General features: G+C 43.7%; 17 protein-coding genes. 6 read left to right on the forward strand and 11 right to left on the reverse strand.

All coding sequences use genetic code 11. The features are described 5' to 3' along the window. Positions 1-2 precede the first annotated feature (2 nt). The 6 genes from sctR to AAIE03_RS05175 all read left to right on the forward strand — a co-directional run bounded on the left by sctR (position 3) and on the right by AAIE03_RS05175 (position 8,760). Positions 3-656: a type III secretion system export apparatus subunit SctR gene (gene sctR, locus AAIE03_RS05150; RefSeq protein ID WP_105076839.1), complete on the forward strand. Its 654-nt coding sequence runs from the start codon at positions 3-5 to the stop codon at positions 654-656. Between the two features lie 10 nt (positions 657-666). Continuing rightward, the gene (gene sctS / locus AAIE03_RS05155) at positions 667-927 is read left to right on the forward strand and encodes a type III secretion system export apparatus subunit SctS (protein WP_042676587.1); all 261 of its coding nucleotides are present in this window, start codon (positions 667-669) and stop codon (positions 925-927) included. Between the two features lie 2 nt (positions 928-929). Further along, on the forward strand, positions 930-1,727 hold the full coding sequence (gene sctT, locus AAIE03_RS05160) for a type III secretion system export apparatus subunit SctT (protein ID WP_042676586.1): 798 nt from the start codon (positions 930-932) through the stop codon (positions 1,725-1,727). Between the two features lie 11 nt (positions 1,728-1,738). Continuing rightward, positions 1,739-2,824 (forward strand): type III secretion system export apparatus subunit SctU, encoded by a 1,086-nt coding sequence (gene sctU, locus AAIE03_RS05165; RefSeq protein WP_042676585.1) that lies wholly within the window; start codon positions 1,739-1,741, stop codon positions 2,822-2,824. Positions 2,825-3,025: 201 nt separating this feature from the next. Next, positions 3,026-8,329 carry an AvrE-family type 3 secretion system effector gene (locus tag AAIE03_RS05170; RefSeq protein ID WP_498562846.1) on the forward strand — a complete coding sequence of 1,768 codons (5,304 nt, stop codon included), beginning with the start codon at positions 3,026-3,028 and terminating at the stop codon, positions 8,327-8,329. 14 nt (positions 8,330-8,343) lie between these two features. Further along, positions 8,344-8,760, forward strand: a complete 417-nt coding sequence (locus AAIE03_RS05175) for a type III secretion system chaperone (RefSeq protein WP_194762191.1) — start codon at positions 8,344-8,346, stop codon at positions 8,758-8,760. A 146-nt stretch (positions 8,761-8,906) separates the two neighbouring features. Here the strand turns inward: AAIE03_RS05175 and AAIE03_RS05180 are convergent, their stop codons facing one another. From AAIE03_RS05180 to AAIE03_RS05230, 11 genes are all read right to left on the reverse strand, one after another. Continuing rightward, a complete protein-coding gene (locus AAIE03_RS05180; RefSeq protein ID WP_220089229.1) occupies positions 8,907-10,124 on the reverse strand; it encodes a hypothetical protein in 1,218 nt (405 codons plus the stop codon). Positions 10,125-10,765: 641 nt separating this feature from the next. Further along, positions 10,766-11,095, reverse strand: coding sequence for a hypothetical protein (locus AAIE03_RS05185; RefSeq protein WP_491653048.1), 330 nt, complete (start codon positions 11,093-11,095; stop codon positions 10,766-10,768). Continuing rightward, positions 11,092-11,274, reverse strand: coding sequence for an HrpT family type III secretion system protein (gene hrpT / locus AAIE03_RS05190; protein WP_308736891.1), 183 nt, complete (start codon positions 11,272-11,274; stop codon positions 11,092-11,094). Before hrpT ends, AAIE03_RS05185 begins: the two co-directional genes overlap by 4 nt. After that, complete coding sequence (gene sctC / locus AAIE03_RS05195; RefSeq protein WP_498562847.1) at positions 11,271-13,457, reverse strand: type III secretion system outer membrane ring subunit SctC; 2,187 nt, start codon at positions 13,455-13,457, stop codon at positions 11,271-11,273. Before sctC ends, hrpT begins: the two co-directional genes overlap by 4 nt. A 15-nt stretch (positions 13,458-13,472) precedes the next feature. Beyond that, positions 13,473-13,865, reverse strand: a complete 393-nt coding sequence (locus AAIE03_RS05200; protein WP_145033689.1) for a hypothetical protein — start codon at positions 13,863-13,865, stop codon at positions 13,473-13,475. Then, positions 13,865-14,089 (reverse strand): HrpF protein, encoded by a 225-nt coding sequence (locus tag AAIE03_RS05205; protein WP_042677804.1) that lies wholly within the window; start codon positions 14,087-14,089, stop codon positions 13,865-13,867. The genes AAIE03_RS05200 and AAIE03_RS05205 overlap by 1 nt, the downstream gene beginning before the upstream one ends. 83 nt (positions 14,090-14,172) lie before the next feature. Then, positions 14,173-14,796: an HrpE/YscL family type III secretion apparatus protein gene (locus AAIE03_RS05210; protein ID WP_498562848.1), complete on the reverse strand. Its 624-nt coding sequence runs from the start codon at positions 14,794-14,796 to the stop codon at positions 14,173-14,175. Positions 14,797-14,800: 4 nt separating this feature from the next. Beyond that, positions 14,801-15,370 (reverse strand): hypothetical protein, encoded by a 570-nt coding sequence (locus AAIE03_RS05215; protein WP_042677806.1) that lies wholly within the window; start codon positions 15,368-15,370, stop codon positions 14,801-14,803. Positions 15,371-15,372: 2 nt separating this feature from the next. Beyond that, the gene (gene sctJ / locus AAIE03_RS05220) at positions 15,373-16,146 is read right to left on the reverse strand and encodes a type III secretion system inner membrane ring lipoprotein SctJ (protein WP_105077022.1); all 774 of its coding nucleotides are present in this window, start codon (positions 16,144-16,146) and stop codon (positions 15,373-15,375) included. 8 nt (positions 16,147-16,154) lie between these two features. Beyond that, positions 16,155-16,535, reverse strand: coding sequence for an EscF/YscF/HrpA family type III secretion system needle major subunit (locus AAIE03_RS05225; protein WP_105076846.1), 381 nt, complete (start codon positions 16,533-16,535; stop codon positions 16,155-16,157). A gap of 65 nt (positions 16,536-16,600) precedes the next feature. Next, a complete protein-coding gene (locus AAIE03_RS05230; protein WP_128574363.1) occupies positions 16,601-16,840 on the reverse strand; it encodes a hypothetical protein in 240 nt (79 codons plus the stop codon). Between the last annotated feature and the right edge of the window lie 14 nt (positions 16,841-16,854).

A 16,854-nucleotide genomic window follows, 5' to 3' on the forward strand; every position in this document is an offset into this window, starting at 1 on the left:
TTATGCAAGATCTTTCACTTAATCCGATGACTCTTGCACTTTTTCTTGGTGCATTGTCGTTGCTGCCTATTATGTTAATAATATGTACAAGTTTTTTAAAGATATCTATGGTGCTTTTATTAACACGTAATGCGATGGGGGTGCAGCAAATCCCCCCAAATATGGCTATCTACGGTATTGCACTTGCAGCAACGCTTTTTGTTATGGCACCTGTTTTTAATGAAATGTCGGAGCATGTTAAAGCTGTGCCAATTGATATGAAGACACCTGAAAAGCTCGACTCTACAACACATAACGCTATTGAACCGTTACAGCATTTTATGTTAAAGAATGCTGATCCCGATATCCTAACGCACTTACAAGAAAATGCACAACGAATGTGGCCGAAAACCATGGCTGATTCTCTCACACATGATAGTCTGATGCTTCTAATACCATCGTTTGTATTATCGGAACTACAAAATGGTTTCAAAATTGGTTTTCTAATTTTCATTCCTTTTATTGTTGTTGATTTAATTGTTTCTAATGTTTTACTTGCTCTGGGAATGCAAATGGTTTCACCAATGACGATATCCTTACCGCTAAAAATTTTACTTTTTGTTTTAGTAAGTGGTTGGACACGGCTACTTGACGGTTTATTCTACAGCTATATGTAGTGAGGGCTATATGGATATCATGACACTTTTTCGGCAGTCAATGTTACTTGTAGTGTATCTCTCTGCACCACCGCTTATTGTTGCGGTGATAGTAGGAACCCTTGTGTCCTTACTGCAAGCTGTGATGCAACTTCAGGATCAGACCTTGCCTTTTGCAATTAAGCTCGTTGCAGTCGGGTTAGTGCTGGCTTTTAGCGGACGTTGGATAGGCGTCGAATTAATTGACTTAACTCAAAGTGCATTTCAAATGATGCCTTATGTGAAGAGTTAGTTATGTGGAATAGCCAACTTCATGAGATGTTCACTTTTATCATTTCAGTCGGCTTTGGGATGGCGCGCATTTACCCCTGCCTGTTGTTATCACCTGTGTTCTCCTTCGGCGTTATTAAAGGTGGACTACGTGGTGTTATCGCCATAGCTGTTGCACTTTTTCCTGCCCCTGCTATTCAACAGTCAATGCTCCTTAATAATCCCTCATGGTTTTTTCTTGGTGGTTTAGTTATTAAGGAATTAGTCATTGGGTTATTAATAGGTTTATTCCTGAGTATGCCATTTTGGTTATTTCAGTCAGTTGGTGCTTTGTTTGATAATCAGCGAGGAGCATTGATGGGAGGACAGCTTAACCCCTTATTGGGTGAAGACGAAACCCCACTAAGTTTTCTTATGCAACAATCGGTTGTTTTTTTATTGCTATCTGGGCTTGGCCTTACTGTAATAACCCAGGTGCTATGGGATAGTTATTTACTTTGGCAACCTCTTCAGTGGATGCCGTTCCCTGATTATGCCGGATTTAGAGTTTATCTAGAGGTTTTGAAAGAGGTTTTTATTGATATCGTTATTTATGCGGGTCCAATAGTCGTACTTCTACTTATGGTCGATTTTGCACTGGCTATATTGAGTATATACAGTCCTCAGTTACAGGCGACCCTATTGGCTGCTCCTGTAAAATGCTTGCTAGGAATGTTTTTCCTGGTTCTTTATATTCCGAGTTTAAATGAAATTGTTAGTCGTCACTTATATGATTTCAAAGATCTTGTTGTCATTCTAAAAAATGTATTTAGTAAAAGATAAGTAGGGATGATATGTCTGAAAAAACAGAACAGGCAACACCTCAGAAACTGCAGGAAGCGCGAAAAAAAGGGCAGGTTGGCCAGAGCCAGGATGTTCCAAAACTCCTTATCTGTGCAGGTTTACTTGAGACAATTTTTGCTTTGGCCGGCGATGGTATGCAAAGATTACAATCTATCTTTTCGCAATCCGTGATAAACATCAATGAGCCGTTTTTCACTGCTATCAAAGATGTTTTTTTATCTTCATTGTGGTGTCTGGCTTATTTCTCTGCTGTTACAAGTTCTGTGGTTGTTATCATGCGTATTCTAGGGGGGTGGGTACAGTTTGGACCGCTGTTTGCGATAGAATCTATTTCTTTTAAATTCGATGCATTAAACCCTGCTGGTCATCTTAAAAATATGTTTTCTGCAAAGCAGTTGACGTCTTTGTTTTTAAATATTTTTAAAGCTGCAGTTATATTTGTAGTCTTTTACTTTTCACTTGAGTCTGAGCTTTCCTCATTTATACAGTTAGCCTCTGTACAAGATCTTAACCAATTCTGGATTGCAGTGCTCTCGCTATTAATTAAGTTGACCAGAACTACGCTTGGTATCTTAATATTATTAAGTATTATAGATTTTGCATTACAGAAGTTTTATCACCTTAAGCAGCAACGTATGAGCCACGAGGACATACGTAATGAACATAAGCAGAATGAAGGCGACCCGCATATGAAAGGGCACCGCCGGCAGAAAGCACATGAGATTTTGAATGAGGATCCTAAACCGCAACGTGTTGTCAATACGGAAGATGCAGATATGATCCTTGTTAACCCCACTCACTATGCAATCGGATTATATTATCGTAATGGTGTGACACCTCTGCCTTTAATGTTGTTTAAAAGTGAGGGATATGAGGCTAAGGAAATTATTGCAGAAGCGCAGAGTAAAGGCGTGCCAGTCGTAAGATTCATCTGGCTGACCAGAACGCTTTACCATTCTGTTCAGGAGGGGGCATATATAAGTCGTGAAACTTTAAAAGCTGTGGCGCAGGTTTATCGTGTATTACGTGAGTTTGAAGAGCATTATATAGGGGAAATAATTGAAATGGATGAATAGTTTAATTACTCTTCATTGTTTTTTTGTGCATTATAACAATACGCAACTTTTATTCTTCTTTATGTAAAATGCACTTTTCTTCCATGACATTTTTTGATGGCTAAAGCAGAACGATCAAGTTTTTGTTATGCCTGGAACGTATTTTATTTTGAAACCACTACATAAGTAATCAGGATCGTAACTTTTCCAGGAGCGGGTGCTATGGCCTCTGTAATGCGGAATGTTATTTCTACTCTGGGTTTACGTAAAAACCAGCGCACTGAAACTTTATCGACTGTCTCACGTCGTCAGGAAAGTGTCGTTCAACAGCCTATGGCGCCCTTGCACTCAGGCGGAGGTACGCTAAACAGAACGCTGAGTGAGCATCCTTCAACCCTGGCAGAACAACTTCATCAGTCTGATTATGCTCCTGCCAAAAAGAGTAGCCGTTTCAAACGTTTTTTTAACAGTTCACTATTTCACAAAAAACGGGCACAACATCTTGCAGAAACAGGTGTTGAACCCCGCCATCAAGTTGACGCCAGCTATACTGGTTCTCCACCCCGTTTGCAACTTAATCTCCCGGATGAGGAAGAGAGCATAGAACATGCGCTTGATGCTTTATGGGATCGTGAACGCGCTGAAAACGGAGGTAGTACGTCTTTACAAACCGCCGCACCTAAAACTGGGTCAGTAATAACAGATCCCTCAGCATCGATGTCATATCATGTTAACTTTGCCACGTCAGACAGACTTACTCCATCGGATACATCAGAAAATCTTAGTGAACTTACTAAAAATGCAACTGTTAAAATACTGCTCGAAGATAATCATAATGTAACAGTGATGAGTGAATGTGACGTTCGAAAATCATTTTTGAGCCAAACTATTGGAGATGCAAACAGACATTATCAGTACACCGCATCTGATGCGGTAAATCTTCAGCACGCGCTTTTGGAAGACAGTGGGAGATTAATCTATCTTCATACTTTTCCTCATTCACTAATCGGCATTACCAGTAGTCAAGCCGAAGCAAAATTTCGTCGTAAGGATGCTGGCCGTCCTTTTTTTACCCCTACAGGTCATCAGTCCTCAACGCGTGCCATTACCTTTAATGATGATAGAGATATCTGTATCTCAGAACTTCATTCTGGTCGCATACACTCGCAGGCGAAAGTTACTTCTCCAGACAATGCTATACTCAGCCACCTTTCCGGTATATTCATTCAGCGTGGAACTCAGCATTTATTCCGCATGGTTGACGGTGAAATGTATCGAATGGCTGAAGGGAATACAGAATGGAAACACTATACGCTTCCCGGTACAGAGACGGATAAATCTTCTATGCGATTAAGTTTGCAGCAAAATGCACAACTTTTTTGTATCTATGATAACCATTCGCTGTTTGACATAGACTCGGGCTCGCAAACCTCTCCCATTGAGGAAAACATTAAACATTATTCTGTTTCGACTGAGGGTAAAACATTTCTTCTCGTCAAGAGTGAAGAGGGACATCAACAAAGCATTAAACACTTGCCCAGATTCGATGCATCAAATAATGAGCATGTTACCTGGAAAATCCAACCATCGGGTTTAACCCTGAATACTATTGCTCATGCTGAAAATACATTGCTTGGTGTCGGCAGTGAAGGAAAAATTCATATTGCAACGACAGCTCATGCGCAAGACGTACTGCAGTTTGGTGCAGGGGAAAATCGTGTTCTTGAAATATTACTTCACCAAAAATTAAGCAAGGATGTTGGCGAAGGGTATTTTGTCGAGGATTTGATCCATGGTAAAAATAATCGTTTGCATGCGGTTGTTAAAGACGCTATGGACAGAAAGCATGCTCTTGTTATCAGTCCTTTTAAAGATGGCGAAAGCATACAGTCAGCCTGGAACCTAAGTGACAGCCTTGTTCTGAATTATAACAAAGGACTACCACAGATTTCGCCTGACCCTGTGCACATTGTCAGTATTAGTCAAGGTGGGCTGTTAACCCTTGACAAGGGAAAAGTGCATTTTTTTAACGATACCACCCAGGCCTGGGAGTCAACAGAAATTGAGGCAACGTCATTACGTTGTGGTCAGGATGGCCAGGCATGGATTACTACCGACAAGAACGATGTTAAAAAACTGAAATTAAATTTTTCCAGTAATAAAATACAAGCTGGGCAGAATGTCTTTGCGCTATATCAGGTTAAGAAAAGCGTAAAAGAAGACACTGCCATGGTGGGGACTGAACCTAATCATGAGAGGGTTGCGACCGCGATACTTGATAATGGGCGCTTTGTTCAGCTTGGACATGATGGCGATCTGCATATCATTCACGTCAATAACGATAATCGTCGGGAAAGACACGCGCCATTAAGGCTCAGCAAAAATGTATTAAATCAGGCCATGTACAGCGCTGTGGCAAAAACGACTGAAGGTTTAGAACCGGATTTGGAATATGACAGTGTCAAAGGGGGACATGCAATTAAAGATATTGCTATTGGCCCGTCAAATCGCCTGTTTATTCTCAGTGACAAGGGAACCGTATTCAGTATAGCCGCTGAGCACTGGCTAAGAGGGCGTTTGGACGATATGAAAATTGAAAATTTACCAGAAGAAATCGATGACGATGGTAATGCCTGGAATGTGCTTCCAGATTCATTTCTGGTAAACCAACGTGAACGGCTTTTATTGAAAATGGGCGAACATTTATTAGCAAATGATGGTGATGGCCGCTGGCGATATGTGGATGCCGAAAACGCACTTCGTAACACCTCGATGAATAATTATGCGGAGCGTTATTTCACACGCATAAGCAGAGCTACGCCTGAAGCTAGGGTCGCTAAAACAGGTCTTACCTATAAACAGGAAGTAAATACTTTTGGGCAGACCGGACATGACAGTACGAAAGTGCATACGGGATTTCGTACCCGTCTTAATACTTTTGTGTTTCGTCCCCTCATTCGTCTGATGCCACTGAAAAATGCCTATGCTTTAGTCACCCATAAATATGGCGGACGCAAAGGGTTAACTGCAATTTATGAGGAACAAAGTAAACAATTTGAAGCATTGAACCATATTCTGGATAAGCCTCCTGTCGATCCTGCAGCCTTGCCTCTTGACGAACAACTTGCTCTGATTAAGAGCCGAAAAGGGGCACCGGAGTGGCTAGAGGATGTGGTGACATTTAATCATATTATTGCACAAAGCACGATGCATCAGGCTCGCCAAATTAAAGAGCGTTATGAAAAATTTGAAGCTCCAGTGAAAACCGAACTCAACGCTTTTACGAATCATATGAATCCTGCCACACTGCGTAATAGCGATTTACTCAATAAATTATTGCTTGTTTTTAAGCATTACCCGGGGGATACGGCTAACCACGCCTCTCATTTCCTTACCGCACTTGCAGAAAAAAAGGTAAAGCTGTCTTATCAAAAAGAAAATGTACCCTTTGGTATGCACCGTGACAAGTATGATAAAACCGGCCTGATAAAATCCCGTCTTATCCTTGATGCGGTTACGCTTGTAAAATTACATCATATTACCACGCGCATAGCCTCAGCACTTCAACACCCTATAGAACAACGCCAGACTGAACTTGGCAGCCTGAGGCAAGAATTTAGCCGCCTGCGGTTGGATGAATGGGAAAATAACCCGATTAACCAAATTACTCGACAGGGCTTTACGGACAATGACAGGCTGGAGGCAAACTACGATGCCATGAAAACAATGCTTCAGGCGTTTTCTCAGGCTGAACATGCCGTCAATGTTACGGCCAGAACGGTGACACATGCTAAAGATCAGGCTGACTTAATCAGACGTCTTGATAAAACCGTGCGTACGATGCAAAAAGGAGAAAGCCTGTCATTTAGTCGTGCTTATACAGTGACCGGCACCTTTAGCGGGGCGCCAAGCACGCATGCCGGCGGTATTATTGCTGCGGGCAGTATCCGCGCAAATCTTGCCAGAAATTACAATATGACGTTCACGCGTGGTGAGGGGGCGATTAACATCAGCCTGGGGCGTGATGGTGGAGGAAGTGTCACCGTAATAGGTGGGGTCGGTTATAACGTACTAACGGATCATATGAAAGCGCACCCTATTCATATTGATAGTGATCGCGATCTGTCTCCAACAATTCGTTTTGGCGGCGTGATGTCGGCAAGACCGCTCGATTTAAAAAAGCAAAACAGTGTCAGTTTTGATATTACGGAAGCAGATTTTCCTCAGTTTATACGCGGCCTCGAAGAGGGAACGCTTGATCCATTAACACTCCTCAATATGGGCGTCAATCACAGTGTCAAACATGGCAATGTCGCAACCGTGAGTCTGGACGCGAACTTCGCGGTAGAAGCCTCGGTGGGGTTTCCCGTTACGCCTAAATCCGAAAAGCATGTGATTTCTAACTTTCGCACTGGATTGATTGCTAATGTGGGGGGGAATTTGATGTCAGCAACGCGAGAAAGAGACCGAACACGTAAAGAGGACAGTACCTCTTACGGCCGAAGCAATAACAGTATTCAGGTTTTTAGCAATGGTGTCGCAGGTGTCAGTGCGGCAATCCCTATAGGTGTATCAGTAAGAGATGACAGGGGACGCATCCCGTTTTTTACCGCCCTTGGCGCATCAGTACAGTTAAGCGTTGACAGCACAACCAAACACAACCTGTCTGTTACGACTAAAGTACCACGCGAGATTGCATCAACTGACATCGAAGAGCTAACCAACAGTATTAAAGGCGCTTTCACCGACTCAGCTACGGTTCAGCTTCTGGAGGAACTGAAAGATCCCGAAAAAGAGCATAACAAGCTCAAGCTGACCTCCTTAGAAAAAATGACCAAGTTAAACCAGCACTTTACGCCAAGAAATATGCATACGCATAACAACTCACAGCGGGAGTCATTGCGCAAACTGGATAAACTGATACGTCAACATCAGGCCTGGCAGGATGGAAATTTATTACTGGATGGGGCTGAGCATAAAATTACTGTTAACAACATGAGCAAAGTTACAGGTGAAAGCGTTGGGGATATGTTAGCTCATATGTTGAAAAACATACTGGGACCGGCAGATTTAGGATCGCTTCACGATATGATTAAGAGTGATGCTGAACTGGCCGCCTTGATTAAGACACTTCAGGATAATACGAGTGCCACTGCCGTTGTCACCTTCGAACTCAAGGATGAGGAGCGCGATGCACTGGAAGAGCGTTTACTGTCCGGTAAGAATGTTCCCGACGATCTCCATCGTGAATTGCTCTCGCCAGGCAAGATGCGTATTAAAGCAGTCGAATTTACTAAAAATCAGATTAAAAATGATGGCTTTGGCACACCTGCTTTTTTACTGGGGGGGGCAAGCAGCGCGTCCGTTTCAATGAAACGCAGCCTGGGTAAAATCAACTTTAGTTATGGTGCAAATCAAGACAACCCCGTTGGCTACAGTCTGGAAGGGCGTATTGCAAACGCCAACGAAGCGCTTGCACAAATGTTATTACAGGGGCAGCAGCAGCATTGGGGTCTAAAAGGTTGAGTAAGGAGGAGAAGATGTCTGCGACTGACAACGTGAATACATGGCTTGCGGCATGGGGAGCAGCACACAATACAGTACTGTCATTAAATAATGGTGTGTGTGCCATTTTTAAAGATAAGCAGGAAGCCGCAGTGATTGAGTTACCTGCAGAGAGTGAGAGTCTGCTTTTTCATTGTAGAATTGAAACATTGCCCGAAAACATGAAAACAACAGAGTGGTATTTGCGCATGTTGTTAGCGCTCAACTTTGAAATGGACGCGATGCGTGGCTGCTGGTTAGCGTTAGATGATAAAGATAATCTACGACTCTGTACACAAGTCGAACTGGCAATTCTGAATAAGCAGACTTTCATCAATATGCTTGAAGGATTTATGAATCAGGTCACGGATGTGGTTGAGTTTTTGGCAGAAGTACAGTCTGCATCAGCCTGACGGACATCACGCGATTAAGTTGGGTATGCAAAATGCGCTGTAATCATACTGCGATCCTGAAATACACCCGCGAATCTCTGGCCCTGTCTTTAAAATGCCCTTGGGCCTGTAACCCACCCGGAGGGCGGGTTACAGGCTTGTGAGCGTCAACGGCTGTATGCCAGCTCACCATCAATCACGCATCCTTGGCTACAGAACGTGACTTTATTCGCCTGGAAACTGTGTCCCGGTGCGAATAAAATTTCCTTCTCTCCAACAAAGCTTATGCTGGTGGGATTATGGGCATCCATAGCATCCACATGGATACCGCGCGCATTATTCGCCGCAAAGTTAAAGATAAGGGAAGAGGGGTTCCAGTTTTCAGTACGCAACTTAGCCAATGTCGTTCGTCTGAGTGACTCTGTTACAGGATCGTCACTGCGCAAATCAATGGTATACATAGGAGAGCCAAGCTCATCAAGCCGGTTTATACCTGAAAACTGTAGGGCCTGAGCGCTGCTTGATGTGGTGCTAAGAAAACCATTGAATAAAAGTGCGTCACCGTTAAGAACTCGCCGTAATGCAGCGTTACTACTGATACGCGTGCCGTACAGATTATCCTCGGCTATCATCCCTTTTTGCACAGTGACCCCAGAAATACGGGGTGCGTGCGCTAAAAACTCTGCTAAGGCTGCCGTGGGCGCACGGAGATTTCGTTCAATGTGCGTTTTGGTATCGTTAAATTCTTCTGCTGTTTGTCCCTCAATACCATAATTTTCGTTAAAATTTTGTACAAAATGATTAAGATCTTGCTCACTGACCGGATTTTGATGCACAGCCGTTAAGTAATGCCGCAGTGAGGGATATCCCATCGCATTCACATTCATTAAATAGTTATCACCAAAATCGGCCTGATACCGGTCCAGCGCATCAGCAACCGTCGCAATGCTTCTGCGCTGCGCGTACTGATGACTATAGGCAAGCGTTGTGTCGTGAAGCCGCCTCAGCTGGTCCGGATAACGATTCAATTCATGACTCGACAGACGTGCCAGATTACGTCTGGCCTGAGCGATATAATCAGCCCGATGGCGCAGGATGCTTTGTTGCACGTTCGCGGGTATCTGCATATTCCCACGTCGTAAAACCGCATTCGAATTCGGGCCAGAAAACGCTGAGGTAAAACCATTTTGTGCTACCGCGGTAGTGGCGACCTGCCTGCCATAGACGGTGGCACGGTTTGCACCCGGACGTCCCCCCATGGATGTCGGCGCAGCGCCAGAGGTGCCCGAACGGGAGGGGGGCCGTTGCAGAGCACTGTAACCGGCTGCAGAAGGTGGGCGTGGAGGCATACCATATCCTCCCATCGAAGGATGATGCGATGTCATGCCATAGCCTGAAGCAGAAGGGGGACGCGGTGGCATTCCATACCCTGAGGCTGAAGGGGGACGTGGAGGCATACCATAGCCTCCTGCAGAAGGAGGACGCGGTGCCATACTATATAAACTCTGTCCGGCATAAGGCATCTGACCAGAATGGCTAGCGTGTGGTTGCATGCCGTAAATGTTCATCGATGAAGATGAACTGCCTCCTTGTCGGGAGGGGGGACGATCGGGGTAATATGAGTATTGAAATGGGTTTTGAGCGCTACCGGGAACGCGACCAGACATAATCATTTTCCTTATTGTGTTAATAAAATCAAACTACTGTGTGTCATGGTGTCTTCACTCGTTCCATTAATATAATTAAAGTGTTTTTTTCTGGTAAGAAAAAGGATACAAGGGCTTTAAGGCTGAGCCTGATGTGTTCAATGAATTAATGGAAGTGAACAATAAATAGTTACGTCAGCCTTTTCTACGAAAAGCGAAAACATAAACAAAGCACGGGGACGGTTTGTTATCTTTTAGGAGGGGATTAGGGGCATAGTACATTGCGGCATCAAAGATGCCTCTTGTTATGTGATGAGATGCGTCATCACTTACTGTTCGTTTTAAAATCCCCCCTGTAAATAATATTTACAGGGGGGATGTCAATCGGGAAGGCTTTCACTTAAATCGATTAATAATCTTATAATATCGTGTGCGTCATCACCTGGTCTTAAATGATACGTTATAATTAAGTTACCAGCGTCGTCACTGGTAATATAACAGCCATCAAATCGAGATGGCTGTTGATACCGTACCGTCAGTGCATTGAAAATGGTTGCTGAATTACTGAAGTCAACGTTATGCCGTAATAACAATTGTGGGACATTGTCACCTGCCAACTCAAACGTCAGCTTGTGACTCAAGTGCCACCGGCAGCGTTCATTCCTGACGCTGCACTGGATAAACGCATTGATATCATTAACAACGATCATTGATTGACGGAGACGGAGGTGTAATCATAAGGGCCATTTCTCAAATCGGGTTGCCACCAAATGGTTAAGCTGTCAGGTTTTGAGACAGGCCGACATGACATTTCACGGCAACCCGGCAGCTTCGGTGTACTGCAGGCCGTAAGAATAAAGGCTGTGATAATGACTAAAATTTTCATCATGATTGGGTCTCGCTTGAAACAAGATTCACTGAATGAGTGTGCTTTTTATGATGGTGAGTCGGTTTTTTCCCTGCCTGTGCAGACTGAACAGGTGAGGAACGAAGACTGTTACGCTGAAGTAAAGACGCGCGATTTTGATATGGCGACGCCTCTGCATTATAAGCGATATACACTTCGGTGGATTCGCCAGGTTTTAGCTCTGAATGAGGCCATGCAGAAACGGCGAGCGTCTGTGCCCGGTGACAACTTGCTTCATCAAATCGTTGTGACTGGCCGGAAACATTCGTGATAACACCGACCGTAATGGCAAAACTGTCATTCGAATACCATTGTTGGCGAGATTCCTGCCTGAAGGTCAGCGGTGACTGGCAGAGTGCATTCAATGAAGGGCCACTGTTAGCGACTTTCATTCCCCCAGGGAGGTGGCCTTCAGCCAGTTCACGCATTGCATTCTCAATCTCGCGTTTACTGTTGGCAAACTCGTGTCGACGATTGATATTTTGTAATGCATCGCTAACGGTTCCCCGGTTATCAGCATCAACATATCGAGAGGGATCAACCTGATCGCCAATGAGATGAGGGGTGATGATAAACAGACGTTCGCGTTGTTCTGTCGTGCGATTAGTACTGCTAAATAAACGTCCTAAAAACGGGATCTTTCGTAAAATGGGGATACCGCTGTCACTGTCTCCGCTTTGTTGTGTATGAAATCCACCCATAACCAACGATCGTTTAGCCTGCACAAGCGCCTGCGTACTAATCACGCCATTTTCAGTACTTTTGGCCGAACCATCTTCTTTTTCGTTAAGTTTGCCATCCTCAACATCCACAACCAGTTGGACAGCTTCTTTACCTGGAATTTGACCAATGGAACGCGGGGTAACGCGAAGACTGGTACCGGCAGTCACCTGCTGAATATCCGCTACGCGCTCACCTATGGCGGTTATAAATGCTGTCTTACTAAAATCAATGACGGCAGGTTGGTTTTCCAGCGTCAATACAGAGGGATTAGCAAGAATAGAAGCTGTTCCTTCGCCTTCAAGTGCCTGAATATCTGCAATGAAACGTGTTGGATCAGTAATGGCAAGGGTAGGGGTTGCACCGCTTAATAATGACGGTCCCCCCGTGACACTGCCAAACTGGCCCTGCCAGTCCACAGAAAGACGAGACAGTTCATTACGATCTATGTCGACAATCAAAGCATCAATCTCAACGAGCTTTTGAGGTTTGTCGATCATATTAATGAGTGCCTGGTACTCCGCGCGGAGTTTTTTGTCATCCCTTACAAGCAACGTGTTGTTGCGGACATCGGCAGACACTTTACCTTGTAATTCTGGATGATCCGAGTCCCCATTATGTTCATGTGCTGCATTCAAACCGGTAACACGCTGCAGCATTTGATTGTAAAGCATATTGGCGCCATTCATCTGATTCTGACGTGCCATGTCGCCAAGGTCACTGCCCGCGTTCCCGCCCTGGTTATCCTGTACACCACCTGCGCTTTGGCTCCCACCCTGGCCCAAGAGTTCATTTAAAATACTTGCTACGCCCGGTACGACGAGTTTTTTGTCCCGGAAGTTAATACTCCTGTCTGCAACATCAGCATATTTAAGTGGAAAAGCCATTAAAGTGGTTTCTGTATTCTTTTCATCTGGTTCGGATTTTTTGCTGAACTCAGAAACCAGATCGACATATTTCGGTGGACCTGTCACCAGCACAACACCATCATCAGGTAATTCTCCCCAGCCAAATCGCGGCTCCAGAAGTCCCACGCCTTCCAATGCCTGTTTGATATCCGGTGCTGCATCCTGACTGATTTTTAATCTACGGGAGGTTTGTGCAGACTGTGCACTAATATAAAGTGTATTGTTGTAAACAAACCATTGAAAATGATATTCAAGTGCAAGTCGGTTGAGGAAGGCTTCCGGGCTTTCTGACCGTAAGCGGGCAGTGACCGTTTCCTCGGGGAGTCCATCGATATTAATATCGACTCCATGGCCGTTTGCAAAATCCTGAAGAATCACATTGAGTGATGTTTGATCGGCCGAATAGGCATAAGCACCACTTTTCCAGTCATCTGGCGTACTGGCATAGCTGCTATAAATAGGGCAGGCACTAAGTGCGAGTGCAAAAATAAGTGGTGAGCGTAAGCAATGTGTAATGAGTGGTTTAAGTTTAAACACGCGTCTCTCCTTTTATCAGGACGCTGAATAGACAGTTGCAGGGAGTATCGTTTTAATAACGGCTTGCCATATTTCGGTTTGCTGGCTGATGTCATCTAGTTGTGAAAATAATTCCTCCGTTTTATCCTGATCGATACGCTGTATAAGATAAAGTGTCTGACTGGATGGGTTTAAACCCAGTGCCGCAGCGGTTAAACCAAACTTTTCAAGTGCAAACGGAGTTATCATTATTGGTAATTTTAATGTATCGTTGTTAACCTCATGTAAAGTAATAACGCGCGAGAAAACAAAAAATCCTCCATTGCAGCGTTCGAGGCATAAATGAATATCATTAAATAGTAGCTCAAGCGGTCTTTCAGGACAGTTGAGCCAGTTATCTACTTCCCTGTAAATAGCATCTTCATCCATTATGTAATAGAGTCAATGATGGCTTTACGAATGCCATGAGTGAACTGAGTGTACTGTGAATTTGCCCAGTTAGCGTTTGAAACGTCCATAAACGCCATTTGGAAAGCATACATATCACCAATGTCGTATGGATTGTCATTTTGGTTACGGGCAAAATTGAAAGCATCATTTTGTGCTTTAACCAGATTGTGATCCAGACGCCTTGACATTACATCACTACTCATTTTTATCTCTCCTGTACTTGCTTAATGATTAAGTGGTCTGTTGATATTGACTGTTCCAACAGAATATTCCCAGAGATTAACCCTTATTCCTGAAGACGTTGCGCCATTTTTTTGCAAAGAGATTGCCAACTAATTGGTATTTCGCTTTTTTCATTTTCCAGGCGTAGCGAGACATGGGATAGGTTTTTATCTATTTTGCAAGTCCAGTTCAGTTCCGGATGCGTGGCAAGCCATTTTTTTATTTCAGGGCTGATGTCTGATGAACAATAGAGCGTTGTGCCAGTATTAGTATCCAGTACTTGATTCAGGTGCGAAAGCATTGAACTGACTTTAATATCCATGGGTTGTTCGTTAAGTATTTGTGTAAGTGCATCAACCAGCAAATTTTCAAGACGTGGCAGAAGACGCTTTGACCATTCTTGCCGTTGTATTTCCCATTCATTAAAAAAAGCTTTAGCCTGCAATAAAAAAATTTCTTCTTGATTTTTACGTTGTTCTTGTAGCAGCGCTTCATGACATTCTATGGATTTTTCTTTGTTCAAAGCGGCTTCTTCATTAGCTTTTTCTAACAAAAGAACCGCCTGAGCTTTCGCCTGTTCAATAATGGATAAGCCCTTCTCATGCATATCCAGATCTTCCAGGTGAATGATGTTGCTATCCACCTTGGGCGCAGAGGGAAGTAATGTGATTTTCTTTTTGACCCACATAGTTTCAGTTCCCGTATTGTGGAAGATTCCATAAGGCTGACTCCCACAGTGCGTTTAACCGTCCCGGGTGAATAGATTCATTGGGCGTCATGAGCTCACTTTGCTGAATGTTATGTTTGTCGAAACTAAAACGGAGTCTTGGCCAGTTTTCCATAGAAAGCTCTCTGAGCAGAACTAACGCAGTCGCTTCACCCGAAGTACTGTAATCAGCGCAGAGCCATTTCTCACATCGTAAAGCGCGCGATATACGGCGATAGTTAATTTTTTCGGCCGAACTGAATGTAAACTGGCGCTGATGAGGAAAACACATTTCATGAATGATATGCAATAGCGACGCGCGTTCCTGCGTATTGAGATTGATTATTTTTAAAATTCTCAAATGAACAGGTGGAGGAAGAGAATCAGGAACACCAAAGACGTGCGACATTTCACTCGCATGATGCATGCTAATTTGTTTTATTGCTTGTTTCGGCAACTGGAAGACAGCATGGTTTTTCCAGCTATCATCCATATTAACCCACCATCCTTTATGCCACCATTCAACCCAATGATCAATCTCGTGCCCATTTGTCATCGCTATTTTTCCGCAGGTAATTCTGTACGTTTGGTAAGGCGTTTGAGCTTATTACCGGCTCGAAAGAAAATAAAAATAACAACCAGAATAAGAACGATAAAGCCACTGATACACCACCTAACCGTATTATACTCATCAGGTGTCAGTTGAAATGGGCCGAGTTGAATAATATCGGTATGATCTTCGTATGTGAGTGCGGGAACAAACACGATAGATAAGTCTCGATCAGTTTTACCAGCCAAGCCAGGTATACTGGTTGAAACAAGCTGACGGATTCGCGGCTCAATACTATCGGGATCAAGTGTTGTACGATATTTAATAAAAACAGATGCTGACGCAGGTTGTACGGGCTCACCTGGTGCAATACGTTCGGGGAGTACGACATGAACCCTCGCGGTCACAACACCATCAATTTGCGATAGTGTTGATTCAACTTCCTGAGAAAGTGCATAAATATAACGAGCACGCTCTTCAAGTGGGCTTGAAATCACCCCATTCTTTTGGAAAACTTCGCCAAGGTTCGTTCGTGCTTTATGTGGTAGACCAACTGCATCAAGTATTTTTACACTTCGCTCAATTTCTGATGACTCGATGGAAACTGCAACACCTGTCTTGTCCATCTGCTTGTGAGCATCAATATGATACTGATTAAGTTCCGCAATAATATCGTTTGCATCGGTTTCGCTTAGACCACTGAACAACACCGTTGCGTCATTACACCCTGAAAGGGTAAATAACAGCACGAAAAATGATAATTTTAAGGCGATATTTTTCATCGTCATTATTATTGCAGGTTAGTTAGTTTATCGAGAGTTTGCGTCGCTTTAGAAACAATTTTGGCATTCATCAGACTTTCAATGTAATAGTTTGAGATGGACTCATTAGCTCTGCTCATAGCAAGCATATCAGAAGAACGAGAAGCATTTTTAAGGTCTTTAAATGCCAGGTCGCGTTTATGTTCATTACTAGAAAAGGTTTGTGATAACTCTGAAAAAATTGCCGATGAATGTGATATTGGTTTAATCTTTTTTGCTTCTGACTCGCTGGAATCGACCGCAAGTTGTGATGAAAAATAGTCAACGTCTGATTTTTGCGGTTCTGAGAATGTTGCATTTATTGTCAGGTCAGGGGCAACATTAGTATTCTGTATAGAGGTGACTTTCATTTTTGTCTCCTGACAAACTTATTAGGAAAATTACGGGCTGCAGAAACAGCCCGTAAAGGAATAACTTAGTACTGTACTTTGTTCTGGGTCGCTGCGTTACCTGCTGTAATTGCGTTGTTAGCAATTTGGTTCAGGTTTTGCATTTCAGCACCCATCTGGGCGTTTTTGATACTGTTTGACTGCATTTCAGCCATTACGCCTGTCATGCCTGCTGCATAACCACTACTGCTGGCCATCTGACCTGCACCTGAAGCCGCACCGCCTGCAAAACCACCTGCCATACTTGCTAAACTCGTTGAAGGCATAGCTATATCCTCTT

The organism is Pantoea sp. Ae19-2, assembly GCF_059801205.1.